Origin of the sequence: Sedimenticola hydrogenitrophicus, assembly GCF_025175675.1 — a bacterium.
Lineage (GTDB): Bacteria > Pseudomonadota > Gammaproteobacteria > Chromatiales > Chromatiaceae > Sedimenticola > Sedimenticola hydrogenitrophicus.
The window spans coordinates 21,346-47,849 of record NZ_JANIOA010000018.1 but is presented as its reverse complement, the minus strand read 5'-3'; the positions used below and the strand labels follow the sequence as shown (position 1 = coordinate 47,849).

The following is a 26,504-nucleotide window of genomic DNA, read 5'->3' as shown; positions in this document are numbered from 1 at the left end:
AGGCGGGGGCTTTTTTTATGTGCTGAAATAATTCGCTGCAATACGCAAAATAAAGCCGGGACAACCAACATTCGATTGACTGCGCCGTGATGCTAATCACCTGGCGTTACGGGTAACAGCTGAGGGGATACGCGTAACGCCTGACTTCGTCACCTTTCAGGGCAGCAGGGAGGCAAAGGGCGGTGGCGGCGTCAGCAGCGGGGTGATGTTGTCAGCCGGTACCGGCCGTTGGAAATAATAGCCCTGCACCCATTCGCAGCCCTCGTTGTGCAGGAATTCGAGCTGTTCCCGGGTTTCGACACCTTCGGCCACGACATGGAGCCGCAGTCGCTCCGTCATCGCGATGATGGCCCGGGTGATTGCCGCATTGTCGAGGTCGTTGGGCAGACCGTCGACAAAGGTTTTGTCGATCTTCAGCACGTTCACCGGAAACCGCTTAAGATAGCTCAGGCTCGAATAGCCGGTGCCGAAATCGTCCAGCGAAATTGAAAGCCCAAGGTCGCGCAGCTTTTTCAGCATCTGCAGGGCCGTATCCGGATCCTGCATCAGCGCCGTCTCGGTAATTTCGATCTCCAGCTGCTCGGGATCCAGCTGATAATGTTTGATGATGCGGCTGACGATCTCCACCAGGTTGCGCTGGTGGAACTGAAAGGCCGAGAGGTTCACGGCCATCCGCGGTGTCGGTGATATGCCGGTCGCCTGCCAGTGACTGACCTGTCGGCACGCCTCTGCCAGCACCCATTGCCCGATCGGCAGAATCTGTCCGGTCTCTTCGGCTAGCGGAATAAAAATGGCCGGCGAAATCGGCCCCCGGTCTGGATGCGTCCAGCGCAACAGTGCCTCGACCGCAACAACACGGCCGCTGGAGAGCTCGACCTGGGGCTGGTAGTGGAGCGAGAATCGCTGGCCTTTCACCGCCTGTGCCAAGTCCCGTTCCAGGCTCAGGCGCTGGTGCAGCTGCTCGCGGATCTCGGGTTTGAAGAACCGGCAGCCACCCTTGCCCTCCTTTTTGACCCTGTGCATCGCCATGGCCACACTGCGCTGCAGCTCTTCCGCGTCCTTGCCGTCGTCCGGAAAAACACTGACGCCGATACTGGCATGCACCTGCAGAGCATAGCCGCATAGGGTGACAGGCGCGGCGAGCGTCCTCCGGAGTTTGCCGATGCTCTGCACCAGATCGCTTTTCAGCACCAGACTCGGCAGGATCAGGGCAAACTCGTCGCCGGCCAGTCGAACGACCACGTCGTCCGTCCTGGCACATTTGACCAGACGCCGGGCAATCTTCTTGAGCAGTTGATCGCCGGCGTTCTGGCCCAGGCTACTGTTGATATCGCGAAAGCGAACCAGGTTGAGCTGCACCAGCCCGACCTTCAGTCCTTGACGCCGGGCCTGCTCGATCAACTGATTGAGACGCCTGTCGAACAGGGCACGATTCGGCAAGGCGGTGAGTTCGTCATAATTGGCCAGAAAGCGGAGGCGTTTTTCGGCCAGACGCCGCTGACGCCGCGTTTCCGACTCCTGCAACTCGCGGGGCACCGTGGCCGACAACCGACGCAGGTTACCCTTGAGGATGTAGTCCTGGGCGCCCGACTTGACGGCCTCGACCGCAGTCTCCTCGCCGAGGGTGCCGGAGACGAAAATAAAGGGTACATCCGGATCCTTCTGGCGTACCAGCCGCAGCGCCTTGATTCCATCGAAGGTGGGCATCGTAAAGTCTGAAAACACAATCTGCCAGGGGTTCTGCAGTGCCTCTGCCAGGGCCTCTTCGGTGTCGACGCAGACATAGTCCGGCTCGTAACCGTTGCGGCGCAGCTCCCGCAGCAACAGCTGAGCATCGTCCTCGACATCCTCAATAATCAGCGCCTGCAAAGGTATCCTGTCCATTATCCTTGCTCCTGTACTTGCTCCTGTAAAGGTACCGGCCCGGTGCTGTGGTCGGGCCGGGTCAGGTTCAGGGTCGCCATCGATCAGGTCCTAATAGGGCAGTTCATTCAACAGCAGCCAGTAAATACCCAGTTGGCCCACTGCCGCGACGAATTCGATGAAGTCCACCGGCTTGCGCACATAACTGTTAGCGCCCAGGTTATAGCTGCTGACAAGATCCTCATCCTGTCTCGACGAAGTGAGAATGACCACGGGCAGCACTCGCGTCTGCTCGTTGCCCCTGATCCGGCGCAGCACTTCCAAGCCGTCAATCTTCGGCAGCTTGAGATCGAGCAGTACCACCGCGGGCAGGTCGCGGCTGTCCCGATCGGCATACTGACCCTGGGCGAAGAGGTAATCGAGGGCTTCAGCGCCGTCCCGGGCCACCACGATCGGATTGCTGATATTGCTCTTGCTGAGGGCTCTGAGGGCCAGGACCTCGTCATCGGCGTTGTCCTCCACCAGCAGTATCGGTTTGCTGTGCATCATCATCCATCTCCTGTTATCGTCTCCGGGGGCTGCGGCAGCGTGAAATAAAAGACCGCGCCCCGGTCAACTTCCGCTTCGGCCCAGATCTGACCGCCGTGACGGCTTATGATGCGCTGGACCGTTGCGAGACCGACCCCGGTACCGGGATAATCGCGCGCATCATGCAGGCGCTGAAAGGCGCCGAAAAGCCGGCCGGCATAGGTCATGTCGAAGCCGGCGCCGTTATCTTCGATGAAGTAGCTGGGACGACCGTCGGCATCGCGCAGGCCGAATTCGATCCGGGGCTGGCTGTGCTTGCCGGTGTATTTCCAGGCGTTGTTGAGCAGGTTTACCAGCGCCACCCGGATCAACCTTGCGTCACCGTAGCCGCTCAGTCCGGCGCCGATCCGCACCTCCACCGCGCGCTTCGGGTCGCTTTCCCGCAGCTGTGCCACGATCTCCTCGGCCATGCTGCTGAGATCCAGCACCTCACGATCGAGCTGCGTCCGGCTGACGCGGGACAGGTTCAGCAGGTCATCGATCAGTACGCCCATGCGCTGGGCCGCCAGGCGTACCCGGCTCAGATAGTCCTGGCCGATATCGTCCAGCCTCGCCTTGTAGTCCTCGAGCAGGGCCTGGCTGAAGCCGTCGATGGAGCGTAACGGCGCCCGCAGGTCGTGCGATACCGCGTAACTGAAGGCCTCCAACTCCTTGTTTGCATTTTCCAGTTCTGCGGTGCGCTCAAGCACCCGCTGCTCGAGTTCGGCATTCAGCCGTCCGACCTCCTGGCTGGCCTCGATGCGCTCGCGTATCTCCTCGGCCAACCGGCGGTTGCCGGACTCCAGTGCCTTGGTGCGCCGGCCGATTTCCGACAGCAGGTCGTTGAAGGCCTGCACCAGATAGCCGATTTCGTCGTCGGTGGTGCCTTCGGCACGCAGGCTGTAATCCCGCTGTTCGACCACCTTCCGTGCCAGTTCGGTCACCCGAAGTACCGGGCGTGTGATGCGTGTCTGGATCCACAGCGAGACCAGCATCGAGATCACCAGCGCCAGCAGAGCCACGCCGAGGACGATGCCGATATCACGTAATAGCCGTTCGTTATAGGGAAAGTCCGCCAGCAGATAAACGGAGCCGAGCAGCTCGTTCTCGAACTGGATAGGCTGGAACAGACCCAGTTGGCCTTCGACGCTACGAAAATCCGCCGTACCCGGCCGTTCGGGCAGCACAGCGGGTTCGATGTCCGCAGCGGCATAGTGGGTGAAGAGTGCGCCATCGGACCGGTAGATCGCCGCGGCCAGTATCTGCGGGCGCAGGTGCAGCAGCGCCAGTTGCTGACCGGCGACCCCGGGATCGTCGAACTGCAGGGCCGCCACACTGGCCTGGCCCATCAGGTCAGCCAGGGTGCGAAGATCCTGCTGAGTACGTTCACGAAAGTCCCCTAGGTCGTAGACGATGATGATGGATCCCGAAATCAACAGCGCCGTCACCGTCGTCAGCAGTACGCCCAGGGTCAGTTTGTGGCGGATCGAACGCAGTCCGAAGTTCTGCTTCCCGGACCGGCCTGTCACGCCGGGCGTCCTGTCCTGCGCCGACGAGTCGTGCGCCGGATGCCCCTGATTCAAACCGAGACGCCGCATCATGGTTGCGCCCTCCGTACCTGACGCGCGACCGCCAGCAACTGCGAGCTGATGCGCAACTTTTGGGCCTCGGCGGCAATCAGCGAGATATCGAAGCGGACCCGGTCGCCTTCGACAACAAAATTGACGCTGCTGCCGGTTGCCAGTCCGCCGGGATCGTCAGTAACCAGAAGCACCGGCTTGTCCTGCAGGCGCTCGAGAACTGTCTGTCGGGCGGCCCCGTCTCTGCCATCGACGTATAGCAGATGGACCCCCGCCGGGGCGATGTCGTTCCGGTAAAAGCGCACCTGCAGTGGCCGCTGTTTGACGTAACGGCCGACGATCACCCGCTGCAGTTCCTTGGCGATGGCGATATCGCCGACGACCCCGATCACGATCGGATCGGCGGGCCCGGCAAAGGCCGCGTCGGGCCATTCGACGTAGAGGCTGAACTTGTACAGAAAGGCGGCCTTGATGCGGTCCTCGGGCGTTGTTTCCTGTGCGGAGGCGGCGGGCACCGTCACCAGGCAGAGACTCAGCCAGAACAGTTTGATCATCAGCGCAGCCGGTCGTTTCATCACCACTTCAGAACCTCAGCAGCAGTTCAAGATAAAGACTGCGTTCGACTTCGTTGCGCGAAGTACCCTCACCAAACTCGCCATGCGATGGATCGAGCAAGTTCCAGGCCGACAGGGACAGCTCGGCATTGGACGTGGGTTTCCAGCCCAGACGCAGGTCCAGGGCGGTATAGGCGGGCACCTGTGGGTTGGAGAGCTTGCCGACATGGCGCAGCGTCAGGTCGAGCTCGTGGGCGGGGCCGAGATTCAGGCTGGACCGCAAGAGCCACTGGTTCGACGGGTCGTTGCCCTGCGAGGTCTCGATACTGCCGGGCTCAAGATCGAGATCTTCCTCGCGCAGCAGGACGCCGGCGCTCAGGCGCCAGCGCTCGGTGGCCTGAAAATCGCCCCAGGCCTCGAGCCCGTAGATCTGCGCCTCGATACCGTTGCCGAGCACCAGGTTGCCATCACCGACCGATTCGAGCGCGCGCAGATCAGCGTAGTCATGATAGAAGGCGGTCAACGAATAGTTGAACCGCCCCAAGCGGTTGCCGCGGTAACCAAGCTCGAGCGAATCCGCGGTCTCGGATTCGAAATTCGGACCACCGACCAGTGGCAGCGATGGCACGAAAACGAAGAAGTCGCGGTCCAGTCGCGACGGCGTGCGCACCGCCTGGGCCAGCGAAGTCCAGAGCAGATCCTGCGGCGTGATATTCCAGGCCAGCCGGGCATTGGGCATGAATTCCAGGCCAGTATAGCTGTTGTGCTCCAACCGGCCGCCAAGGGTGAGCCGCAAGTTCGGCCGCAGGCCGATTTCGTCCTCCACGAAGAGGTTGCTCCAGCGCAGGCGCTTCTTGGCCGGTAGAAAGGCCAGGAGCGCCGAGTTGGTCACATCGTCCCAGGCCGAACGATGGCCCAGGCCCCAGACGATCATCTGCCGCTCGCCCAACCTGAAATTGTGCTGCAGTTCGAGATCGAGGATATTCAAGGTCTCGGCGAATTGGCCGGGAATGTCGCGCTCGGTCCTGTCGTAGTAGGCCTGCAGCTCCAGTGTCGCATCATCCCCGAGCTCATGCTGCCAACGGCTCAGCAGGTTGAGGCCACGGATCTCGTCCCGATCCTCGGCCTGCCGGTTCAGCCGGCCTTCATAGGCATCGCCCTGCAGGGTCAGCTTTCCATTCAGCGGCGTATCGACGCGGAAACCGGCCTGGCCCTTGTGCCAGCCGTCACCGGCCCCGCGGCCGCTTTCCCGCTGCGACTCTTCGACCCGGAAACCCTTGCCGTAGACCCGATAATGACCGCCGCTTTGCAGGGCGCCGCCATAGCGCACCGCCGCGCCGCGCTCGAGATTGCCGGCCCCCGCCGCCAGCAGGGTACCCTGGGTATAGGCGGCAGAGCGGGTGATCACATTGATCACGCCATTGACCGCATTACTGCCCCAGGTGGTGGTGTTGGGGCCGCTGATCACCTCGATACGCTCGACATCCTCGAGCAGCACATCCTGTGCATTCCAAAACACACCGGAAAACAGCGGTGTATAGGCGATGCGGCCATCAATCAGCACCTGCAGCTTGTTGGCGGTGGTGGAATTGAAGCCCCGGGCGCTGATCGCGTAGCTGTCGGCACCGACGCGGGCGACCAGCAGGTTCGGCGCCAGGCGCAGGACCTCGGGCAGGCTGGTAGCACCGCTGCGACGGATATCCTCGGCGGTGATGACGAATACCGATGCGGCGGCATCGGACAGGCTCTCGGGTCTTTTCGACACCGAGCTGATCGTCAGGTTGGCCAGCTCCTCGAGGCTGAGTTCGATCAGTTCGTTGGTGGCATTGGCAGCGCTGTCGGCCCCGGCCTGCGCGGGCAGCAGCAGCGCTGCGGTCAACAGCAGGCTGAGGTAATGAACAAGCGGCCGTTTTGGGCAGCGGTATGGCAATGCCGTATCCGCGCGGCTCTTCCGTGAAATCCTTGCCAGCATAACAAGCGTCCAGACATAGAGGGTATAAGAAGCATAAACGCCCTTTTCCGCCGACCGTGACAGTCACGATCCCGAACAGGCGGAAACGCCCTGAGTCGATCTAGAACTAAATGTATAGACGACCGGTGAGGAATTGCCAGCCTATTTAATGGCCGGGATTACCGATTGCCCAATACCACAAATAAAGCCTGGTAACTTAATTCAACCTATGGCTGAGTTTTTCTGTCATAAGGTAAAATAATATGCTTTAATAGCAAAAATTAGGTATTAGAGATATAAAAATACCCTTAAACAATATTTACACCCTTCGTTCGTTTTATGTACTACTATAGGTAAGCATTTACTCTTAATTGCTATAAATAGTTACTTATAGGTAAATATATGCCTGTTACAAATCTGTATTCCATGAGCGACGAAGCAATTGCCGCGGAGCTGGGCGGGCGCATCGAGCAGCTGCGACTGGAGGCGGATATCACCCAGGAAAGTATCGCCGGGGAGCTGGGGGTCACCACCAAGACCTACCGTGCCGCGATCAAGGGGAGAGGCAAGTTTGCCACCCTGATCGGCATCCTGCGGGTGCTCGGTCAGCTGGAGCTGGTGGATCGCTTCATTCCGGAGACCCCGTTTAGCCCCATGGCTCTGCTGGAGCTGCAGGGGCGCCAGCGCCAGCGGGCGTCCGGGGCCGGTGCGCGCAAACAGGATCCGAACGCTGAGGAGGATCTCGGATGGTAACGCATCAGGTCGCCCGGGTGATGCTGTGGGGCGAACTCGTGGGTGCCCTGGCCTACAACGAGGAGACCGGCTTCAGCGCCTTTGAATACGCCCCTGGCTGGCTGCGTAAAGGGGTTGAGATTTCGCCCATCCGACTGCCGCTCGGGCGGCGCAAGTACCTGTTCAGCGAGCTCCCCTACGCCACCTACCGCGGCCTGCCGGCCGCCTTCGCCGATACCCTGCCGGACGATTTCGGCAATGCGGTGATCGATGCCTGGCTGGCGAAACAGGGGCGCGACCCCGGGTCGTTCTCCCCGGTGGAACGCCTGCTCTACACCGGGCGCCGCGGAATGGGCGCGCTGGAGTACCACCCGGAGTTCGACCAGGCCCTGACCCGGACCGCCCCGCTGCGGGTCGATGCCCTGGTGGCGATGGCCCAGCAGGTGATCGACGGTCGCGCTGCCCTGCAGGTGGCGATAGACCGGGAGCAGCGCGGTGATGGCCTGGAGTCGCTGTTTCAGGTGGGTACCTCCGCCGGTGGGGCGCGGGCCAAGGCGGTGATCGCCGTCAACCGGGAGCGTACCGAACTGCGCAGCGGGCAAGTGGACTGTCCCGAGGGCTTTGAGCATTTCATCCTCAAATTCGATGGCGTGGTGGACAGCAACCGCAGCCATCAGACCTTCGGCGATCCGCAGGGGTATGGCCGCATGGAGTACGCCTATTATTTGATGGCCCGGGATGCGGGCATCCGGATCTCTTCGTGCGAACTGCTGGAAGAGGGCGAACGGGCCCATTTCATGACCCGGCGCTTCGATCGGGTCGGCAACGAGAAGCTCCATTTCCAGTCGCTCTGCGCCATGGATCACGCGGACTATAAAAGGCCCGGGCACTACAGTTATGAGCAGCTGTTCGGCCTGATGCGCCGCCTGCGCCTGGATCGGCAGACGGCGCTCGAGATGTACCGGCGCATGGTGTTCAACATCGTCGCCCGCAATCAGGATGACCACCCGAAAAATGTCGGCTTCATCCGCCGCCAGGGGGGCGGCTGGGGGTTGGCTCCGGCGTTTGATCTGGCCTACAGCTATCGGCCCGATTCGCCCTGGGTCGGAAGTCATCAGATGACCCTGAACGGCAAACGCGATCACTTCCTCCTGGCGGACCTGCTGGCCCCCGCGGCCACCTTTGGCCAGGAGGCCCGGGACATTATCGAAACGGTCCGGGAGGTGGTCTCCCGCTGGCCGGATTACGCGGCGCAAGCGGGTGTGCCGGAGCTCTTCGCGGCGGCCATCGGCAAGCATCACCGCCTGGTTTTTTCCTGATGCGCCGGTTGGAGTGGGGAAAAGACTATCCCGTCACCTTGCAATGCTACGCTACTATGAATGGAATCAGCAGGCGGCGGAGCGCCTGAAATTCCTGTTGGATTGAACCGGCATTAATCGAGGAGCCCGTGATGACTGAGCCTTTTATCGCCCAGGACAACAAACCCCGCTGCCGATGGTGTGGCGCCGCGCCGGAGTTTCTGGATTACCATGACCACGAGTGGGGCTACCCGGTGGATGATGACCGGCGCCTGTTTGAAAAGCTCTGCCTGGAGGGCTTCCAGTCGGGCCTCAGCTGGCGCACCATCCTGGCCAAGCGGGAAAACTTCCGCACGGCCTTCCACCAGTTTGATTTCAACAAGGTGGCCCGCTTTACCGAGCGCGATGTGGATCGCCTGCTGCAGGATGCGGGTATCGTGCGTCATCGCGGCAAGATCGAGGCGGTGATCAATAATGCGAAGCGTGCCCAGGAGCTGGTGGAGCAGGAGGGCTCCCTGGCCGCCTTTTTCTGGCGTTATGAACCTCCAGCCGAAAAGCTGGCGGCGCCGCAAACCGCCTCAACGTCGGATGAGTCGGTCGCCCTGTCCAAGGCGTTGAAAAAGATGGGTTGGAAGTTTGTCGGCCCGACCACCGTATACGCCTTCATGCAGGCCATGGGATTGATCAACGATCATGTCGGGCCCTGCGTTATCCGAGATAAAGTGGAACGTGCGCGCGAGCGTTTTACGCGGCCCTAGTAGTCCTTCTATAAAATAAAGTTAGAGTGTTAAAGGAATGGCACTTACTTAAGGCGAATTGCAGGATTTTCGTCATTCCGGCGCAGGCCGGACAAAAGCGCGAAGCGCGTTGAACGACTGAAAGTCGGCCCGAAGGGTGAGCGAAGCGAATAATCCAGGAATACCGCCACCATTAAGCAGTCTGGATCCCGGCCTGCGCCGGGATGACGGTGGTTCTTGGCTTAAGTTAAGTGCCATTCGAGTGTTGAAGAACTTTTGTGGGTGGATAAGCGACAGCGCATCAACCGCGGCAATGGTGGATGCGCCTACCGGAAAATCCGCCGAAAGGAGATAGATGTGAGCAAGCTGAGAGCGGATGTTTCGATCGAGCTGTTGAACCAGCGGGGAACCGAATACTTGCCCGGGTTCCTCGGAATCCAGATGGTGGAACTGGCGGCCAACAGCCTGCGCAGCCGCATGCCGGTGCAGAAGCTCCACTTCGCCCCCAACAATTTTCTGCATGCGGCCAGTGTTGTGGCGCTGGCCGATACGACTTGCGGCTATGCCACCATCGCGCACCTGCCGGATGGGGCGGAGTCATTCACCACCATCGAGTTGAAAAGCAACCACCTCGGTACGGTGAAGGAGGGGAGTATCGTTTGCCACGCGACACCGCAACATCTGGGAAAAAGCACCCAGGTCTGGGATGCGGTCGTGTCGGATGAGGCCAGTGGTCGCAAGATTGCCCTGTTCCGCTGTACCCAGATGATTCTCTGGCCAAAGGGGGGAAGGGGATAAGGTTCCAGGAACCAACCAGTTTGGATGGCGTGGGCACGCCGGACGCGCCCACGCCGATGCACCTTCAGGTTAGGGGTTTCACCGCCTCGATATTGGCCGATGCCACGTAATCATCCACCGACGTCCCCGGCGCCCAGTCGCGGATGAAGCGCCTGCTCTCGTCCTTCGGCGTGATGCGGATCTGCTCAAAGCCACCCTCGCGCAGCATCGCTTCCACTTCCGCCACCCGTGAGGCGCCGGCCACGCAACCGGTGTAGAGCGCCAGATCCTGGCGCATCGTCTCCGGCAATTCGGCCAGCGCCAGCACGTCGGAGATGGCCAGCCGGCCGCCCGGTTTCAGTACCCGGTAGGCCTCCGCGAACACCCGGGGTTTATCCGGGGAGAGATTGATCACGCAGTTGGAGATGATGACATCCACCGAGGCGTCGGCCAGCGGCAGATGCTCAATCTCCCCGAGGCGGAACTCGGTGTTGCGGTAGCCGCCCTGCTCGGCGTTCCGGCGTGCCCGGGAGATCATCTCCGCGGTCATGTCGACGCCGATCACCCGGCCGCTGTCGCCGACCTGACGCGCCGCCAGGAAACAGTCGAAGCCGCCGCCACTGCCCAGGTCGAGTACCACCTCACCCGGCTTGAGCGCGGCGATGGCCTGCGGGTTTCCGCAGCCCAGGCCCAGGTTCGCGCCCGGGGGGGCGCTGCCGGTCTCCTCGGCGCTGTAGCCGAGCCCTTGCGACAGACTCTCCACACTGGTTGCCGGCGCACCGCAGCAGGCGCTGCCACAGCCGCTGCCTTCGCCGCTGGCCACACGGCCGTACTGCTGTCGTACCGCCTGGCGTATTTCATCATGCTTCACTTTGTCCATGGGTCTCTCCCGTTGTTGGAAGTGCGGCAATTGCCGCCCAATAACCCATAGACGGAAGAAAGGGCAAAAAGACGCAACGGATTTCAGCTGCATTCGTTGTCACAGTAGCCGCCCTGGTCGTCGCGGCGTGAGTAACCGACGATGCGGCCGCGTTCGCACTCCACATCGCAGCAGGCCAGCAGCCGTGCCTTCAGTTTTTCCCGGCCGCGCTGGATCCGCGACTTGGCCCCGGACAGGGAGAGACCGAGGCGCTCGGCCACTGCCTTCTGCGGCAGCTCGTCGATTTCCGACAGCTGCAGGGCGCGGCGGTAGATTTCCGGCAGTTCGGCGATCAGCGGTTGCAGGCACCCGGCCAGTTCCGCGACATGGTCGGGTTCGGGCCGCTCCTGCGGCAACTCGTCGGCCAGGGCGGCGGGTAGCGGGGCGGTGGCCGGTAGCGCGCGGTAGTAATCGGCGATGGCGTTGGCGGTGATGCGGTAGAGCCAGGGGGTGAGTTTGCCCTTCGCCCTGAGCGTGGGCAGGCTCAGGTGGGCCTTGAGATAGACATCCTGGAGAATATCGTCGATGGCATCCCGCTCCCGGACGCGCCGGGCGACATAGCCGCGCAGCCGCTCTTTGTGTTGTTGCCAAAAGTCGTTCATGGGTGGCCTGATCCGCGAATTGGTTGAACCGCATCGTTGATTATGAATCGATTTGCAGTCCCGATGCAGCTATTACTGCTAACATTATTACTTGTAGGGGATTGATTTGGAGGTGATACGACATGACACGCAGTGGAATATTGAATCCCATCAGTATAACCCTGATTATGGGATCCCTATTGTTTGCAACCCTGCCCTTGGCCAGCGAAGAGATGCATATGGAGAAACGGGGTGAGCACAGCATGGGAACCGAGGCCGGGCACATGGAAGGCCGCGAGGAGCATGCGGAACAGATGGAGCGTCACGGGCACGAATCCTGGGTGACCCCCCCCCACGCCTACGCCGACAAGCGAAACCCCGACTGGGATGACCCACAGGCGGTGGTCAGGGGCATGGCGGTATTCGCCCAGCAGTGTGCCCAGTGCCACGGTGTATCCGGTATCGGCGACGGGCCGCTGGCGGGTGGTCTGGTCCACCGGCCGGCTGACCTCAGTAAGCATTTTCATGCCAAGGACGGCATCAGTGACGCCTATCTCTTCTGGCGCGTGAGTGAGGGGGGGGGCGGTGGAACCGTTCAAATCGGCCAATTCGGCAATGCCCGCATTTAACCAGCTTCTGAATGAGCGGCAGCGTTGGGACGTGCTGACCTATGTCCATCAGCAGATCCACAAGGGCTTTGTTCTGACTGTGGAAAATACCGGTAAATAACCCGGTGTGCGGCTCACTTGCCAGGGTAAATCAACTATTCCCACTTGAAACTGCGTGCCCCGAAGGTCATGAACAGCGCACTCATGGCCAGCAGGATCAGCAGGTGCGGGACAATATCCAGCAGCCCGGCGCCGTCGATCATGACGGCGCGGGCGGCGTCGATCATGTGGGTGAGCGGAAACACCTGCGCCAGCTGGCGGATAATCTCCGGTGAGCCCTCCAGCGAAAACCAGACCCCGGAGAGCAGCATCATCGGCCAGCTGATCATGTTCAGCAGGCCGTTGGCGGTCTCCTCGCTGGAGAGGCGGGCGGCAATGATCAGACTCAGGCAGATCATGCTGAAGGTGCCGATGACCAGCACCAGGAACAGGGTCAGATAGGAGCCGTTCATACGGAACCCCACCAACAGGTTGGTACCGGCATAGACCAGGGTGGTGACGGCGACGATCAGCCACAGCCGCGATGCCACCTGGGCGGAGAGGAACTCAAAAGCGGTGATGGGGGTCGCCTTGAGCCGTTTCAGCACGCCGTTTTTACGATAGCGCACAATCACGTAACCGACGCCGAACAGGGCGCTGAACATGATGTTCATCCCCAGTACTCCGGGGATCAGCCAGTCCACATAGCGGATCGCCTCGCCGCTGACGGTCTGTTTGTGAAAGCGGTTCTCGCCCCCCGCCAGCAGTTGTTCCAGCAGATAACCGTTGGCCGACTGATCGTTGATCCAGTAGCTGCCGCTGGCGGTCTCCAGCAACATGTCCAACTGGTGTCGCTCCACCTTGGGGATGGCGGACGCGATGCTCTCCACCGGGATGAACTGGATGTGCTTGAGACGCAGAAAGCGCTCGATGCCGGGCGCCTGCTGCGGTTGGCCGAACAGCCCCACCTTGAACAGCGTCTGACCCCCGGTGGAGAAGGCAAAGGCAAAGCCGAACACGATCAGCACCGGCAACACAATATTCCAGGAGAGGGCGCTGCGGTCGCGCAGGAACTCCAGGTTGCGGGCCGAAAGCACGGCCAGGAAGCGACGGAATCCCATGGTTCAGCTCCTCAGCTCGCGGCCGGTCAGTTCCAGAAACAGATCCTCCAGGGTGCGGGAGCGGATCTGCAGATGGGTCAGGGGTACCTGCCGGGCGATCAGCAGCTCGATGGAGGCGGTGATATTGTCACTCAGGATCTCCACCTGGCCATTCGCCCGGTGCAGCCGCATCCGGCTGTCGCTGTCGAGTGATTCCGGTACCTCGCCGGCCGGCAGGCAGATCACCGAGTGGTCGAAATGTTTTTTCAGCAGCGCCCGGGGTGAACCCTGGGCAATGATCTTGCCGTGGTCCATGATGATGATCTCGTCACACAGCTCATACGCCTCCTCCATGTAATGGGTGGTGAGGATCAGGGTCTTCTGCTCCCGTTTGATGTCGTTCACCAGCTGCCAGAAGTTGCGCCGCGCCTGGGGATCGAGGCCGGTGGTGGGTTCGTCGAGAAAGACGATCTGCGGGTCATTGATCAGGGCGATGGCCAGCAGCAGTCGCTGACGCTGGCCCCCGGAGAGGCGGCGCACGTCGCGGTCGAGGAAATCGCCCAGGGCGCAGCGCTCGATCAGCTCGTCGATCGGGCGGGTGTGCGGGTAGAAGCGGCTGAACAGTTCCAGGATCTCGCCGACCCGGATAAACTCCTGCAGCGCGGTCTCCTGGAACATGATACCGGCCTCATGGCGGAACGCCACGCCGGTCGGCTCTCCCTTGTAGCGGATCTCCCCCCGGGTCGGGGTGATGATCCCCTCCAACATCTCCACCGTGGTGGTCTTGCCGGCACCGTTGGGACCGAGCAGACCGAAGCAGCTGCCGCGCTCGATGGAGAAGCTGACGCCATTGACCGCCTGCACGCCATCGAAGTGTTTGACCAGATTGTCGACCTGCAGGATGCTGCTCATGAAAACTCCGACCTACGGACCTGTCAACAAATAACTATCACATCTGGCTGGTCTTTTCGTCCGCCTTCGGCGTTACGGCAAGACTTACATAGAACGACTATGCGCGCCTCGCCGTGCCTTGAAGGCAAAAGGCCTCTTCAATAAAACCTGTGGCCGGTGCAATCAGTAACAGTTATTTCTTTCCAGGCCCTAAATGATCGATCATTGTAAGCCATTTGCTGGTGGCGGGGGATATTCCGTCGGCCGCGGCATAATCGCAGGATTTCACATCCGCCTGGCGTATCCCGGGCGAGGCAAAAATTAACGCAAAAAAGTGGGCGGAATGGTCTAAATTTCACCTATCGGGGGACGACTTTTATTCACGGAATTTATCCAAACCATAACGACGGGGAGAGACCAGTATGTTGATTGGTGTGCCGAGAGAGATCAAAAATAACGAGTTCCGGGTGGGCCTGACCCCGGCCAGTGTGCGTGAGCTGACACTCCATGGCCATCAGGTCGTGGTGGAGAGTGAGGCCGGTGCCGGTATCGGCATGGATGATGACGCCTATCGGGCGGTTGGCGCCGAGATCGTGGCGGAGGCCAGAAGCGTGTTCGACCGGGCCGAGATGGTGGTGAAGGTGAAGGAGCCACAATCCTCCGAGTGCCGCCTGCTGCGCGAGGGCCAGCTGCTGTTCACCTACCTGCACCTGGCGCCCGATCCCAACCAGACGGAACTGCTGGTCAATGCCGGCGTCACCGCCATCGCCTATGAAACCGTGACCGACCGGCGCGGCGGCCTGCCGCTGCTGGTGCCCATGTCCGAAGTGGCGGGGCGTATGTCGATTCAGGCCGGTGCCCAGTGTCTGGAGAAGTCTCACGGCGGCGCGGGCCTGTTGCTGGGCGGGGTGCCGGGTGTGGCGCCGGCCAATGTGGTGGTGATCGGCGGCGGCGTGGTCGGCACCAACGCCATCCGCATGGCGATGGGGCTGGAAGCTCACGTCACGGTGCTGGATCGCTCCATCGAACGGCTGGCGGAGCTGGATCTGCAGTTCGGCGGCCGCCTCAACACCATCTACTCCACCAAGGAGGCGCTGGAGGCCTATGTGCTGGACGCCGACCTGGTGATCGGCGCGGTGCTGGTGCCGGGGGCGGCGACCCCCAAGCTGGTGACCCGCGAGATGCTGGGACGCATGCGTCCCGGCTCGGTACTGGTGGATGTGGCAATCGACCAGGGGGGCTGTTTCGAGACCTCCCACGCCACCACCCACGCCGATCCCACCTACATCGTCGACAACATTGTCCATTACTGCGTCGCCAACATGCCCGGCGCGGTGGCTCGCACCTCCACCTTCGCGCTCAACAACGCCACCCTGCCGTTTACCCTGGCGCTGGCGAACAAGGGCTTCCCCCTGGCCCTGGCGGATGATCCCTATCTGCTGGAGGGGCTGAATGTGCACAAGGGGCGTGTCACCTACGAAGCCGTGGCCAGTGCCCTGGGTTACGACTATCTGCCGGCCCGGGAGGCGCTGGCGCTGTGAGCCCGCCAGCAGCCCCGCAAATGGCGGGCATGGCCCGCCCTATAGGGCGCCCCGGGAGCGCCGATCCCGGGGCCGTTTCTTGACACCCTTTTGGCATTGCTTTAGCTTCCAACGTCTGCTTCAGGTGTCCCCAAGGTATCCATCCAGGGGATGAAACGGGAAGCCGGTGCGTTACTGACCTGCCCGGTCAGGGGACAATTCCGGCGCTGCCCCCGCAACGGTAAGCGAGTCACGGCGCATCACACGGCCACTGCGTAGCGATTACGTGGGAAGGCGATCCGCCCGGTGGTCACACCACTCGCAAGCCCGGAGACCGACCTGAGGCAAAGTTGGCATCGCGGCGGGCGATGCGCCGGCTATGGGTGACGACGTCCACCCCGGTCCGTGTTGCTTCCCCTCTGCCATGCCTTTCAGCCACATGATCGGCGCGCGGGTGAGTGCGCCCAGGGAAAACCCATGAGTGAATCCGATCAGAGCGCGCGCCACCGCCGGCGTATGCAGCGCAAGAAGAGCGTGGTGGACGGCGCCATAGCCGAGGCGGACCGGGACCAGGGGCTGCTGCTGGTGCTGACCGGCAACGGCAAGGGCAAATCCAGCTCCGCCTTCGGCATGCTGGCGCGCGCCCTGGGTCACGGCCTGCGGGTCGGCGTGGCGCAGTTTGTCAAAGGGCGCAGCGACACCGGCGAGGAGGGCTTCTTCCGCCGCCAGCCCGGCGTCACCTGGCAGGTGCTGGGCGAGGGCTTCACCTGGGAGACACAGAACCTGGCGCGCGATACCGAGACCGCCCGGCGCGGCTGGGAGCAGGCGCGGACGCTGCTGCGCGATCCGGACCTGGGACTGGTGGTGCTCGATGAACTCACCTATCCGCTCAAGTACGGCTGGCTGGAGCTGCAGACCGTGCTGGACGATCTGGCGGCACGCCCGCCCATGCAGCATGTGGTGATCACCGGCCGTGGCGCGCCCGAGGCGCTCTGCGCGGCGGCCGATACGGTGACCGAACTGGCCGATCTGAAGCACGCCTTCCGCTCGGGCATCCGTGCCCAGCCGGGGGTCGACTGGTGAGCGTGCGACGTTGCCCGACTGTTCCTGCCCTGCGCGGCGGGGTCAGACTCGATTTTTTTCTTCAGATTGCCGCATTGGCTGGGTCATCATCACTATGGACATCGTCAACCGCTACTACCCGCAACGCATCGTCTGCCTGACCGAGGAGACCACCGAACTGCTCTATCTCCTGGGCGAGCAGGAGCGCATCGTCGGCATCTCGGGTTTCACCGTACGCCCGCCGCGGGCGCGCAAGGAGAAACCGAAAGTCTCCGCTTTCACCAGCGCCAAGATCGACAGGATCCTCGACCTGGAGCCGGACTTGGTGCTGGGCTTCTCCGATCTGCAGGCCGACATCGCCGCGCAACTGATCCGCGCCGGGTTGGCGGTGCATATCTTCAACCAGCGCAGCGTCGCGGAGATCTTCGAGATGATGTGGATGCTCGGTGCCATGGTGGGTGCGGCGGACAGGACGGTGCGGCTGATCAACGAAATGCAGCAGGGACTGGCGGCCATCGAACAGTCGGCCAGCGCCCTGCCGCATCGGCCGCGTATCCTCTTCGAGGAGTGGAATGAGCCGCTGATCTCCGCCATCGGCTGGGTCTCCGAACTGATCACTCTCGCCGGTGGCGAGGACTGCTTCGCCGAGCTGGGCCGGGAGCGGTCCGCCAAGGGCCGGATCATCGCCGATCCGGCGGAGGTGGTTCGGCGCGCCCCCGATATCATTATCGGTTCCTGGTGCGGCAAACGCTTCTGGCCCGAGCAGGTGCGGGCGCGGGAGGGCTGGGATAGCGTGCCGGCGGTTCGCCATGGCCAGCTTCATGAGATCAAGTCCTGCGATATCCTGCAGCCGGGACCGGCAGCGCTGACCGACGGGGTGCGCCAGCTGCACGAGATCATCCGGCGCTGGGCCGCCAGCCAAAGCTAAGGCCGGCGTAACCGTCGCAATCGCGGGCGATGCGGTTCGCAAGCTCACCAGCATCTACGGCAGGTTGGGTGCAAAGTTACCCGTATTCATGTTCATTCGTAACTTCTCACGGGGCGATTGGCCTGCCTTGTTGGCCGATCTTGGTCCAGCCATCGTGTGAGGCCGGCAAGGCAGGCCAATCACTTACAGACCGGGTGAGTAGTTACGTTCATTCCATCCTTAGGTCCGTAAACGGTGCATCCCTGCACCACTTCTCCATCCTTAGGTCCGTAAACGGTACATTGCATCTTCGGCTTCGTTATCGGTACATCCCTGTACCACTCCTCCTGTACCACTCCTCTTGCACCACTCCTCGCGGCCCGGTTTTCCTTGGCACTGCCGCGCTCGGCAGTGCAAGTGCCCGGTCGATGGTCTACATTTGATACCAATACAGAGCTGATCCCAATCGGCCAACAGGAGCGGCTCCACCTCGAGCGGCAACCGTCGTCCGCGTTTTTGCTACCTTGCGAATAACCAGTTTCAGGACCCCGCCATCTATGAGCGAAGACAACTGCATCCAGTCTGCCATGGTCGATTCACTCTTTGATATCTTCGAGGAGCTGTGTGAGGGCGCGGTCTCGGTGGACGAGAACGCGCGCATCGTCTGGATCAATTCGAAATACCTGAACCTGCTGGGGGTGGCCGACGAGGACGAGGTGCTGGGCCGGGACGTACAGTCGGTGATCCCGGAGAGTATGCTCGCCCACGTGGTGGAGACCGGGCAGCCGATCCTGCTCGACATCATGCGCTTCAACAACCGTCACTTCGTGGTCAGCCGGCTGCCGCTGCACAACGAGGACGGCGTGGTGATCGGGGCGGTCGGCTTTGTGCTCTACGACAGCCTGGACTACCTGAAGCCGCTGATCTCCAAGTTCGAGTTGCTGCAGCAGCGGCTCTCCAGTGCCGAGGCCAAGCTGGCCGCCGCGCGGCGTACCCGCTACAGCATCGCCAATATCATCGGCCGCAGCCAGCACATCTGCGATCTCAAGGAGCAGGCGCGCGCGGTGGCGCGGCACACCAGCCCGGTGTTGATCCTGGGCGAGACCGGCACCGGCAAGGAGCTGCTGGCCCAGTCGGTCCACTCCGCCTCGGTGCGGCGTCACGAACCGTTCGTAGCGGTTAATCTGGCCGCCGTCCCCGAGAATCTGCTGGAGGCCGAGTTCTTCGGCGTCAGTCCCGGCGCCTACACCGGTGCCGACAAGCGCACCGGCCTGGGGAAATTCGCCCTGGCCAATGGCGGGACCCTGTTTCTCGACGAGATCGGCGATATGCCGCTGCAGCTGCAGGCCAAGCTGCTGCGCGTCCTGGAGGAGCAGGAGTTCGAGCCGGTCGGCTCGAACGCGGTCCAGCGGGTGGATGTGCGCATCATCGCCGCCACCTCCCAGGACCTGGAGGCCAAGGTGCGGCAGGGCGGCTTCCGCAGCGACCTCTACTACCGGCTCAACGTGCTGCTGGTCGCGGTGCCGCCGCTGCGGGAGCGGCTCGATGACATCAAGCCGCTGAGCGAATATTTTCTCGAAACCATCGCCTCCCGTAGCGGTGATGCCCTCAAGGTGATCGACCCCGATGGGCTGGCGGTACTCGAATCCCACAACTGGCCCGGCAACGTGCGCGAGCTCAAGAACACCCTGGAGCGGGCCTGTCTCATGTGCGACAGCGCCGGTCTCTCCGCCGACGGGCTCAGGCCGTTTGTCCCGCGCGGGGCCACGGCCCCCGTCACCGCTGCCGCCGAAACCGGACTGTCACTGCCGGCCCGCATCGCCAGCATCGAGCGGCAGGCGATCAGCCGGGCACTGGAGATGACCGGCGGCAAAAAGGCCCCGGCCGCGCGCATCCTGGGGATCTCCCGCTCCCAGCTCTACGACAAGATACGTGACCACCGGTTGTACGATTAGGCGACACTCTCTGTCGTAATTTCACACACTGCAATATATCCCTTTAAATACAATAACTAAGATAATTTCCTAGTAAAACTGTCGGGATTAACGACAGCGACGGCTCCCGCCGCGCATTTTCTGCGGCAATCCAACCCTTTGTAAATATTGGCTATTTTTTTATTCCGCCACTCTGGCATGTGGGTTGCACTCTTATGCCTCAAGCGATAAGCGGCCGGCCATTTCCTTGGTACGGACGCAGGAAAATGAGGAGGAGTGGAGGGCCCACGGCACGGTGCATCGGTGTGCAACCCTGCCTCCCGGGACTATTCCATCCGGTGATTCCTGCTGGCGTTCGCTGTCACTCTCGGCCTGGCTCTGCAGGTGCGGGTCGAGGGTATGTTCCGACCTTTTTTCAACAACACCAGTGTGGAGGTACGCGATGAGTAGTCTGTATGAGATGAAATCCAACCAACGGGAGATGCTGAAGCGGGCATTGGGTGCGTCGCTGATCGGCGCCGGCCTGGTGCTGGGATCGGCCGCGCAGGCGGCGGAAAATGTACGCTGGAAGGTGCCGGTCGCCTTCGGCACCAACCTGCCCGCCTTGGGTGACAACATCAACTATGTCGCCGAGGCGCTCAACGCGGCGTCGGGCGGCGCGGTCCAGTTCAAGGTGTTTGAGCCGGGCAAGCTGGTGCCGCCGTTCTCGATCACCGACGCGGTCAGGGACAACAAGGTACAGGCGGGTTACACCTGGGTCGGCTACGACCAGGGCAAGATCCCCTCGTCACCGCTGTTTGCCGCGCGTCCCTTCGGCATGGAGCCATGGGAATACACCGCCTGGTGGTATGAGGGCGGCGGCCAGGCGCTGGGTGAGACCGTGTATGGCGAGCACAACATCCATCCGGTCCTGTGCGGCATCATCGGCCCGGAAACGGCCGGCTGGTTCCGTAACGAAATCAAATCGCTGGATGACCTGAAGGGCCTGAAGATCCGTTTTGCCGGACTCGGCGGGCGGGTGATGCAGAAGCTCGGTGCGTCGGTCACCATGCTGCCGGGTGGTGAAATCTTCCAGGCGCTGGAGAAGGGCGCTATCGATGCGACCGAATTCTCGATGCCGGCGATCGACCAGAAGCTCGGTTTCAACCGGGTGGTCAAGTACAACTACTTCCCCGGCTGGCACCAGACCTACACCGCATTCCATCTGCTGGTGAACAAGGGGGTCTGGGAGAAGCTGGACCCAGCGAACCGGGCGCTGATCGATATGGCCTGTACCGCCGGGGTGATGCGCAACCTGTCCCGGGGTGAGGCGCTGCAGGGCGCCGTGATCGACGGCTTCAAGGCCGAGGGCGTCCATGCCAATCGGTTGCCTGATGAGCTGCTGCGCGAGCTGCAGGAGATCACCGGGCAGGTGATGGTCGAAGAGGCGGCCAAGGATGCCCACTTCAAGACGGTCTACGAAGCGCAGGAGGCCTTCTCCGAGAGCTATAAGAGCTGGAAGAGCCTGGGCTATCTGCCGCGCGACTTCTGATCTGGTTTAACGCCACTGGCAATTGACCGAATGCGACGAGCTCATGGGGGAACGAGATGATGAAGTCGGGAACCACTCCACAACCAAACATACCCGAGGAACATGATCTCCTGCATGAGCTCGTCCATCATGCCGAGCTGCCGCATACGGCTTTTTCAACCCGGATAGACCGGGTGATACGGGCCATCGGCGCCTCCATCTCCTGGATCTGGCTGCTGCTGGTGGCGATCATTATCACCAATGTCTCCATGCGTTATCTGTTCGGCGAGGGGCGCATCGAGTTCGAGGAGATCCAGTGGCATCTCTATTCCATCGGCTTCCTGCTGGGGCTCTCCTACTGCATGGAGTCGGATGACCATGTGCGGGTGGACGTGCTGTATGAACGCTTCAGTCTCAGGACCAAGGCGTGGGTCGAGCTGTTCGGCACCCTGTTCCTGCTGCTGCCCTTTTTGCTCCTGTTGTTGCGTTACAGCGTACCGTTCTTTAGCTACGCCTGGTCCATTAATGAGGTTTCGGATGCGCCGGGGGGACTGCCGGCGCGTTGGGTCATCAAGTCGTTCCTGATCATCGGCGTTATCCTGCTGATCGTGATCACCTGCTCGCGGCTCTCCCGGGTGACCGCCTACCTGTTCGGCCGGCCGGCGGCGCTACCGGCGGCCTCCAACAAGACGGGGGGGTGAGGTCATGGCATTCAATGAGATCCTCTGCATCCTCATGTTCGTGAGCTTCATCGGTCTCCTGTTCACCGGTTTCCCGGTGGCCTGGGTGCTGGGTGGGCTCGCCTTTGTATTTACCGTGATCGGCTGGGCCACGGGCCAGTTTACCGATCTCATGGCGGATTCGTTCTACGCCATCGACTGGGCCTACACCTCGGCCGTGATCGACCGCATCTGGGACGTGATGAAGAACTGGGTGCTGGTGGCCCTGCCCATGTTCATCTTCATGGGACTAATGCTCGACCGTTCCGGCATCGCCGCCCAGCTGATGGGCAATTTCGTCAAGCTTTTCGGGCGCATGCGCGGCGGCTATGCGGTGACCGTCGCTCTGATCGGCATCCTGCTGGCCGCCTCCACCGGCATCATCGGCGCCTCGGTGGTGCTGTTGTCGCTGCTCGGCCTGCCGGTGATGCTGGAGAACAAGTACCGGCCCTCGTTCGCCGCCGGCACGGTCTGCGCGGTCGGTACCCTCGGCATCCTGATCCCGCCGAGCATCATGCTGGTGCTGATGGCCGACCGGCTGGCCATTTCCGTGGGTGATCTGTTCCTCGGGGCGCTGATCCCGGGGGTGCTGCTGGGCACCATCTACATCGCCTACATGGTGGTCTTTGCCGCCCTGGTGCCGGGGGCCGCGCCGGCCCCGCAACACACCGACCCGATCACCTGGAAACTGGTGTTGGGGGTGCTGTGGGCGGTGCTGCCGCCGGCCGGTCTCATCCTCGCGGTGCTCGGTACCATCTTCATGGGCCTGGCGACCCCCACCGAGGCCTCGGGCGTCGGCGCCTTCGGCGCCATCCTGCTGGCCGGGGCCAAGCGCCAGCTGAACCTGGGGGTGTTTCGTGAAGTCTGTCAACAGACCACCCGGACCACCGCCTTCATCTTTGCCATCTTTCTCGGTGCCACCGCCTTTTCCCTGGTGTTCCGCGGCCTGGGCGGGGATGAACTGATCGAGTCCGGATTGACCTCGCTGCCCTTCGGGCCCACCGGCATCGTTATCGCCATCCTGTTTTTCACCTTCCTCCTGGGATTTTTTCTCGACTGGATCGAAATCACCCTGATCATTCTGCCCCTGGTCGGTCCGGTGGTGCAGGGCCTGGGCTTCGACCTGGTCTGGTTCACGGTGCTGTTCGCCGTCTGCCTGCAGACCTCGTTCCTGACGCCACCGGTCGGATTCGCGCTGTTTTACCTGAAGGGGGTGGCGCCGAAGAGCATCACCGTGGCGCATATCTACAAGGGCGTGTTGCCGTTTATCGCGCTGCAGCTGCTGGGGCTGGCCCTGGTATTCGTCTGGGAGGATCTGGTGACCTGGCTGCCGGGCGTCGCCTACGGGAATTGACAGCGATGCGGTTCGCTTTAGGCACCGCATCTAAGGTCCCGCGCAAGAATAAGTTCCTGTATTCGGTCGCCCCTGGGCCCCGCTGGCGGCGTTACGCTTTTTGGCAAGGGAACAGCCATTGCCTGCAAAGCGTGCCTTTCCAGCGTGGCCCAGGAACGCCCTCGGTACTACGGAATTATTCTTGCGCGGACCCTAAGGGGTTTTTTGAATAGCTACCAATGGGCGTTGAGCGTAGCACCACGCCTTCACAGCAGGGGGAAATGACCATGTTGGCCTTGATCAAAAAGATTCTCTACGCAACGGACCTGGGTGCGAATGCACCGACGGTATTCAACTATGCGGTGAGCCTCGCCAGGAGTTTTCAGGCAGAGATTCATCTCCTGCACGCCATCGAGCCATTGGGTGCCACCGGCCGAACCCTGATGCGCAGCGCGGTACCGGAAAAGCAGATCGATGAGCTGGAGCGCCAGGGCTTGGAAAAGGTACGGAAAGAGATTCACCGGCGGCTCGCGGAGTTCGCCAAGCATGAGCTGGGTACCGCCGATGAGCGTGCGACGTTGGTGAGCAAGATCGTCATCGCCGAGGGACAGGCCGACACGGTGATCATCGAACAGGCCCAACAGATCGGTGCCGACCTGATCGTCATGGGTACCCACAGCCAGTCCACCCTCGATCGGGTGCTGCTGGGTTCGGTCGCCCGCAAGGTGACCCACCTGAGCCCCATCCCGGTCCTGCTGGTACCTATCCCCGGGGAACGCTGAAGCATACGGAGGCGTACATGTCGAAACTGGTGCTCAAGACAGAGATTGACGCGCCGCCCGGGGTGGTCTGGCAGACCCTGCGCAACTTCGCGGCCGCCACCAACTGGCACCCCCTTGTCGAACAGCGCTACACCTGTGACGACGACGCCCGGGTGATGGTCTGTTCAATAACGGAGAGTCCCTTGCCGATCGATAAGTGTTCAATCGAAATCCGCGTTACCGACAATGGCGCGGGTGCCTCCGCCATCTCCTGGACCGGTGTGTTCTCCACCACCAGTGAGCATGAGATGGCGGCGGTCAAAGAGCTGCAGCGGATCCTGCATGGCCGTATCACCCAGCTCGAGGCGATGTTCGGCGGCACCGCCAAGGGGTAACACCTCAATAGTGGCGTTTCAGTGTAACGGGATAACCATGATCGAAGCGACGGCCGCTACGGCCCGCGAGGAGGACGTGTGCGTAACAAGATAGTCTCACTGGAGGATGCGGTCGCCATTATTCAGCAGGGCGATACGCTCTGTACCTCCGGTTTTGTCGGTATCGGTACGCCGGATGAGCTGCTGGAGGGCCTGGAGCAGCGCTTTCTCGGCACCGGCTCGCCGCGCGATCTGACCCTGATCTTCGCCGCCGGGCAGGGCGACGGCAAGGAGCGGGGGCTCAACCGGTTGGGCCATGAGGGATTGCTGAAACGGGTCATCGGCGGCCACTGGGGGCTGATCCCCAAGGTAGGCCGGCTGGCCGTCGAAGGCCGCATCGAGGCCTATAATCTGCCCCAGGGTTGTATCTCCCACCTGTTCCGCGATATCGCGGCGGGCAAGCCGGGCACCCTCAGCCGGGTCGGCCTGGAGACCTTTGTCGATCCGCGCCACGGCGGCGGCAGGCTGAACGATATTACCCGGGAGGAGATCGTCAAACTGATCGAGATCGAGGGTGAGCAGTTGCTATTCTACAAGGCCTGCCCGATCAACGTGGCGCTGATCCGCGGCACCACGGCCGATCCCTCCGGCAACATCACCATGGAGCGTGAAGCGCTGCTGCTGGACAACCTGGCCATGGCCATGGCGGTGAAAAACTGCAACGGTGTCGTCATCGCCCAGGTGGAACGCATCGCCCGCCAGGGCTCGCTCGGCTGCCGCGATGTGGTGATCCCCGCGCCCCTGGTGGACTGCGTCGTGGTGGCACGCCCGGAAAACCACATGCAGACCTATGCCACCCGCTATTCGCCCGCCTATTCGGGCGAGATCAGCGTGCCGCTGGAGAGTGTGGCTCCCCTGCCCCTGGATCTGCGCAAGATCATCGCCCGGCGCTGCGCCCTGGAGCTGCCGCCGAACGGGGTGATCAATCTCGGCATCGGCATGCCCGAAGGGGTGGCGGCGGTGGCGGTGGAGGAGCGGGTGCTCGACCTGTTCACCCTGACCGCCGAACCCGGCATCATCGGCGGCATGCCGGCCAGCGGGCTCGATTTCGGCGCGGCGGTGAATACCGAGGCGGTGATCCACCAGAACCAGCAGTTCGACTTCTACGACGGCGGCGGTCTCGACCTGGCCTGCCTGGGCATGGCCGAGGCGGATCGCCAGGGCAGCGTCAACGTGAGCCGGTTCGGTCCCAAACTGGCGGGGGCCGGGGGCTTCATCAATATCAGCCAGAATGCCCGCCGCCTGGTCTTCGCCGGTACCTTCACCGCCGCTGGCCTCAATGCCGTCGTGGAACAGGGTCGGCTGCAGATCCGCCAGGAGGGGCGGGCGCGCAAGTTCCAGCAGGCGGTGGGGCAGGTCACCTTCTCCGGTCCGCTGGCCGCGCGGCGTGGCCAGCCGGTGCTCTATGTGACCGAGCGCTGCGTGTTCCGGCTGCGGGAGGACGGCGCCCTGGAGCTGATCGAGATCGCCCCCGGGATCGAACTGGAGCGGGACATCCTGGCGCACATGGCGTTCCGCCCGGTCATCAACGATCCCCGACCGATGGACGGACGCCTATTCCGCGCTGAGCCGATGGGGCTGAAGTCGATTCTGCTGGACCTGCACCTGGACGACCGCATCGGCTACGATCCGCACCGCAACCTGCTGTTTCTCAATTTCGAAAACATGCATATCCACGACAGCGCGGACGTGGAGGCGGTGCGCCAGGCCGTCGAGGCACGCTGCCGGGAGATCGGCCGGTGGGTCGATGTGGTGGTGAATTATGGTGGCGTGCGCATCGATGACGAGGCGACGCAGGCCTACGCGGCCATGGTGCAGGATATGGAGGCGCGCTATTACCAGCGTATCTCCCGCTACGCCACCAGCGCCTTCATGCGCATGAAACTCGGCCGGATACTGACCCGGACGGTGGCGCCCCATGTGTTCGAAAGCCGCGCCGAGGCGCAGCATTTTCTCGACCGGATAGAGACGGGTCGGCCGCCGGCGTGATGTGGCGGGTGGCCGCGGATTCCGCCGCCGTGGGTAGCACCCGAATAATTGTGGTATTCTGCCGGATAAGCGATTTTCCTTGTCCTGTTGGTTTTTGATCAGCGCGCATTAGCTCCCGATCAAAACAACAGTTTGTGC

General features: G+C 62.2%; 24 protein-coding genes and 1 riboswitch. Of the genes, 15 read left to right on the top strand and 9 right to left on the bottom strand.

Features of this window, described 5'->3' with window-relative positions:
* Positions 1–156: 156 nt before the first annotated feature.
* The 5 genes from NPX02_RS11450 to NPX02_RS11430 form a co-directional block, all read right to left on the bottom strand.
* Positions 157–1,884 (bottom strand): putative bifunctional diguanylate cyclase/phosphodiesterase, encoded by a 1,728-nt coding sequence (locus NPX02_RS11450; RefSeq protein ID WP_260293713.1) that lies wholly within the window; start codon positions 1,882–1,884, stop codon positions 157–159.
* A 90-nt stretch (positions 1,885–1,974) separates the two neighbouring features.
* Positions 1,975–2,412 (bottom strand): response regulator, encoded by a 438-nt coding sequence (locus NPX02_RS11445; RefSeq protein ID WP_335342553.1) that lies wholly within the window; start codon positions 2,410–2,412, stop codon positions 1,975–1,977.
* Positions 2,412–4,031, bottom strand: a complete 1,620-nt coding sequence (locus tag NPX02_RS11440; RefSeq protein WP_260293712.1) for a sensor histidine kinase, YfiR-like protein-associated — start codon at positions 4,029–4,031, stop codon at positions 2,412–2,414. Before NPX02_RS11440 ends, NPX02_RS11445 begins: the two co-directional genes overlap by 1 nt.
* The gene (locus NPX02_RS11435; RefSeq protein WP_260293711.1) at positions 4,028–4,585 is read right to left on the bottom strand and encodes a TOL_0243 family YfiR-like periplasmic protein; all 558 of its coding nucleotides are present in this window, start codon (positions 4,583–4,585) and stop codon (positions 4,028–4,030) included. The genes NPX02_RS11440 and NPX02_RS11435 overlap by 4 nt, the downstream gene beginning before the upstream one ends.
* Positions 4,586–4,592: 7 nt before the next feature.
* Entirely contained in the window at positions 4,593–6,494 is a 1,902-nt protein-coding gene (locus tag NPX02_RS11430) for a TOL_0244 family TonB-dependent receptor (RefSeq protein WP_260293710.1), read from the bottom strand.
* A 447-nt stretch (positions 6,495–6,941) separates the two neighbouring features.
* Here NPX02_RS11430 and NPX02_RS11425 point away from each other — a divergent pair, with 447 nt between their 5' ends.
* The 4 genes from NPX02_RS11425 (at position 6,942) to NPX02_RS11410 (ending at position 10,080) form a co-directional block, all read left to right on the top strand.
* Positions 6,942–7,268, top strand: coding sequence for a helix-turn-helix domain-containing protein (locus NPX02_RS11425; RefSeq protein WP_260293709.1), 327 nt, complete (start codon positions 6,942–6,944; stop codon positions 7,266–7,268).
* Positions 7,262–8,566: a type II toxin-antitoxin system HipA family toxin gene (locus NPX02_RS11420; RefSeq protein ID WP_260293708.1), complete on the top strand. Its 1,305-nt coding sequence runs from the start codon at positions 7,262–7,264 to the stop codon at positions 8,564–8,566. The genes NPX02_RS11425 and NPX02_RS11420 overlap by 7 nt, the downstream gene beginning before the upstream one ends.
* A gap of 131 nt (positions 8,567–8,697) precedes the next feature.
* The gene (locus NPX02_RS11415; RefSeq protein WP_260293707.1) at positions 8,698–9,303 is read left to right on the top strand and encodes a DNA-3-methyladenine glycosylase I; all 606 of its coding nucleotides are present in this window, start codon (positions 8,698–8,700) and stop codon (positions 9,301–9,303) included.
* 336 nt (positions 9,304–9,639) lie between these two features.
* On the top strand, positions 9,640–10,080 hold the full coding sequence (locus NPX02_RS11410) for a PaaI family thioesterase (RefSeq protein WP_260293706.1): 441 nt from the start codon (positions 9,640–9,642) through the stop codon (positions 10,078–10,080).
* A gap of 64 nt (positions 10,081–10,144) precedes the next feature.
* Here the strand turns inward: NPX02_RS11410 and NPX02_RS11405 are convergent, their stop codons facing one another.
* Both NPX02_RS11405 and sigZ read right to left on the bottom strand, forming a co-directional pair.
* Positions 10,145–10,939, bottom strand: a complete 795-nt coding sequence (locus NPX02_RS11405; RefSeq protein ID WP_260293705.1) for an arsenite methyltransferase — start codon at positions 10,937–10,939, stop codon at positions 10,145–10,147.
* A gap of 83 nt (positions 10,940–11,022) precedes the next feature.
* Positions 11,023–11,580, bottom strand: coding sequence for an RNA polymerase sigma factor SigZ (sigZ, locus tag NPX02_RS11400; protein WP_260293704.1), 558 nt, complete (start codon positions 11,578–11,580; stop codon positions 11,023–11,025).
* Positions 11,581–11,759: 179 nt separating this feature from the next.
* Here sigZ and NPX02_RS11395 point away from each other — a divergent pair, with 179 nt between their 5' ends.
* A complete protein-coding gene (locus NPX02_RS11395; protein ID WP_260293703.1) occupies positions 11,760–12,188 on the top strand; it encodes a c-type cytochrome in 429 nt (142 codons plus the stop codon).
* A gap of 134 nt (positions 12,189–12,322) precedes the next feature.
* Here NPX02_RS11395 and NPX02_RS11390 read toward each other — a convergent pair whose 3' ends face one another.
* Both NPX02_RS11390 and NPX02_RS11385 read right to left on the bottom strand, forming a co-directional pair.
* The gene (locus NPX02_RS11390) at positions 12,323–13,327 is read right to left on the bottom strand and encodes an ABC transporter permease (RefSeq protein ID WP_260293702.1); all 1,005 of its coding nucleotides are present in this window, start codon (positions 13,325–13,327) and stop codon (positions 12,323–12,325) included.
* 3 nt (positions 13,328–13,330) lie between these two features.
* A complete protein-coding gene (locus NPX02_RS11385; protein ID WP_260293701.1) occupies positions 13,331–14,218 on the bottom strand; it encodes an ABC transporter ATP-binding protein in 888 nt (295 codons plus the stop codon).
* A gap of 401 nt (positions 14,219–14,619) precedes the next feature.
* Here NPX02_RS11385 and ald point away from each other — a divergent pair, with 401 nt between their 5' ends.
* From ald to NPX02_RS11335, 10 genes are all read left to right on the top strand, one after another.
* The gene (ald, locus tag NPX02_RS11380) at positions 14,620–15,738 is read left to right on the top strand and encodes an alanine dehydrogenase (RefSeq protein ID WP_260293700.1); all 1,119 of its coding nucleotides are present in this window, start codon (positions 14,620–14,622) and stop codon (positions 15,736–15,738) included.
* A gap of 105 nt (positions 15,739–15,843) precedes the next feature.
* Positions 15,844–16,074, top strand: a riboswitch (cobalamin riboswitch).
* A 120-nt stretch (positions 16,075–16,194) separates the two neighbouring features.
* A complete protein-coding gene (gene cobO / locus NPX02_RS11375; protein ID WP_260293699.1) occupies positions 16,195–16,800 on the top strand; it encodes a cob(I)yrinic acid a,c-diamide adenosyltransferase in 606 nt (201 codons plus the stop codon).
* A gap of 94 nt (positions 16,801–16,894) precedes the next feature.
* Positions 16,895–17,707, top strand: coding sequence for a cobalamin-binding protein (locus NPX02_RS11370; RefSeq protein ID WP_260293697.1), 813 nt, complete (start codon positions 16,895–16,897; stop codon positions 17,705–17,707).
* Between the two features lie 536 nt (positions 17,708–18,243).
* Positions 18,244–19,641 carry a sigma-54 interaction domain-containing protein gene (locus NPX02_RS11365; RefSeq protein ID WP_260293696.1) on the top strand — a complete coding sequence of 466 codons (1,398 nt, stop codon included), beginning with the start codon at positions 18,244–18,246 and terminating at the stop codon, positions 19,639–19,641.
* 421 nt (positions 19,642–20,062) lie between these two features.
* The gene (locus tag NPX02_RS11360; protein WP_260293695.1) at positions 20,063–21,151 is read left to right on the top strand and encodes a TRAP transporter substrate-binding protein; all 1,089 of its coding nucleotides are present in this window, start codon (positions 20,063–20,065) and stop codon (positions 21,149–21,151) included.
* A gap of 56 nt (positions 21,152–21,207) precedes the next feature.
* Positions 21,208–21,831, top strand: coding sequence for a TRAP transporter small permease subunit (locus tag NPX02_RS11355; RefSeq protein ID WP_260293694.1), 624 nt, complete (start codon positions 21,208–21,210; stop codon positions 21,829–21,831).
* 4 nt (positions 21,832–21,835) lie between these two features.
* Positions 21,836–23,203: a TRAP transporter large permease gene (locus NPX02_RS11350; protein WP_260293693.1), complete on the top strand. Its 1,368-nt coding sequence runs from the start codon at positions 21,836–21,838 to the stop codon at positions 23,201–23,203.
* A 266-nt stretch (positions 23,204–23,469) separates the two neighbouring features.
* The gene (locus tag NPX02_RS11345) at positions 23,470–23,964 is read left to right on the top strand and encodes a universal stress protein (RefSeq protein ID WP_260293692.1); all 495 of its coding nucleotides are present in this window, start codon (positions 23,470–23,472) and stop codon (positions 23,962–23,964) included.
* 17 nt (positions 23,965–23,981) lie between these two features.
* Positions 23,982–24,338 (top strand): SRPBCC family protein, encoded by a 357-nt coding sequence (locus NPX02_RS11340; RefSeq protein ID WP_260293691.1) that lies wholly within the window; start codon positions 23,982–23,984, stop codon positions 24,336–24,338.
* A gap of 78 nt (positions 24,339–24,416) precedes the next feature.
* Positions 24,417–26,366, top strand: coding sequence for an acyl CoA:acetate/3-ketoacid CoA transferase (locus NPX02_RS11335; RefSeq protein ID WP_260293689.1), 1,950 nt, complete (start codon positions 24,417–24,419; stop codon positions 26,364–26,366).
* Positions 26,367–26,504 lie beyond the last annotated feature (138 nt).

Bases quoted from the DNA above. Each gene is read 5' to 3' on its own strand.
- NPX02_RS11450 (WP_260293713.1), bottom strand. From the start codon at position 1,884: ATGGACAGGATACCTTTGCAGGCGCTGATTATTGAGGATGTCGAGGAC.
- NPX02_RS11445 (WP_335342553.1), bottom strand. From the start codon at position 2,412: ATGATGCACAGCAAACCGATACTGCTGGTGGAGGACAACGCCGATGAC.
- NPX02_RS11440 (WP_260293712.1), bottom strand. From the start codon at position 4,031: ATGATGCGGCGTCTCGGTTTGAATCAGGGGCATCCGGCGCACGACTCG.
- NPX02_RS11435 (WP_260293711.1), bottom strand. From the start codon at position 4,585: ATGAAACGACCGGCTGCGCTGATGATCAAACTGTTCTGGCTGAGTCTC.
- NPX02_RS11425 (WP_260293709.1), top strand. From the start codon at position 6,942: ATGAGCGACGAAGCAATTGCCGCGGAGCTGGGCGGGCGCATCGAGCAG.
- NPX02_RS11420 (WP_260293708.1), top strand. From the start codon at position 7,262: ATGGTAACGCATCAGGTCGCCCGGGTGATGCTGTGGGGCGAACTCGTG.
- NPX02_RS11415 (WP_260293707.1), top strand. From the start codon at position 8,698: ATGACTGAGCCTTTTATCGCCCAGGACAACAAACCCCGCTGCCGATGG.
- NPX02_RS11405 (WP_260293705.1), bottom strand. From the start codon at position 10,939: ATGGACAAAGTGAAGCATGATGAAATACGCCAGGCGGTACGACAGCAG.
- sigZ (WP_260293704.1), bottom strand. From the start codon at position 11,580: ATGAACGACTTTTGGCAACAACACAAAGAGCGGCTGCGCGGCTATGTC.
- NPX02_RS11390 (WP_260293702.1), bottom strand. From the start codon at position 13,327: ATGGGATTCCGTCGCTTCCTGGCCGTGCTTTCGGCCCGCAACCTGGAG.
- NPX02_RS11385 (WP_260293701.1), bottom strand. From the start codon at position 14,218: ATGAGCAGCATCCTGCAGGTCGACAATCTGGTCAAACACTTCGATGGC.
- ald (WP_260293700.1), top strand. From the start codon at position 14,620: ATGTTGATTGGTGTGCCGAGAGAGATCAAAAATAACGAGTTCCGGGTG.
- cobO (WP_260293699.1), top strand. From the start codon at position 16,195: ATGAGTGAATCCGATCAGAGCGCGCGCCACCGCCGGCGTATGCAGCGC.
- NPX02_RS11370 (WP_260293697.1), top strand. From the start codon at position 16,895: ATGGACATCGTCAACCGCTACTACCCGCAACGCATCGTCTGCCTGACC.
- NPX02_RS11365 (WP_260293696.1), top strand. From the start codon at position 18,244: ATGAGCGAAGACAACTGCATCCAGTCTGCCATGGTCGATTCACTCTTT.
- NPX02_RS11360 (WP_260293695.1), top strand. From the start codon at position 20,063: ATGAGTAGTCTGTATGAGATGAAATCCAACCAACGGGAGATGCTGAAG.
- NPX02_RS11355 (WP_260293694.1), top strand. From the start codon at position 21,208: ATGATGAAGTCGGGAACCACTCCACAACCAAACATACCCGAGGAACAT.
- NPX02_RS11350 (WP_260293693.1), top strand. From the start codon at position 21,836: ATGGCATTCAATGAGATCCTCTGCATCCTCATGTTCGTGAGCTTCATC.
- NPX02_RS11345 (WP_260293692.1), top strand. From the start codon at position 23,470: ATGTTGGCCTTGATCAAAAAGATTCTCTACGCAACGGACCTGGGTGCG.
- NPX02_RS11340 (WP_260293691.1), top strand. From the start codon at position 23,982: ATGTCGAAACTGGTGCTCAAGACAGAGATTGACGCGCCGCCCGGGGTG.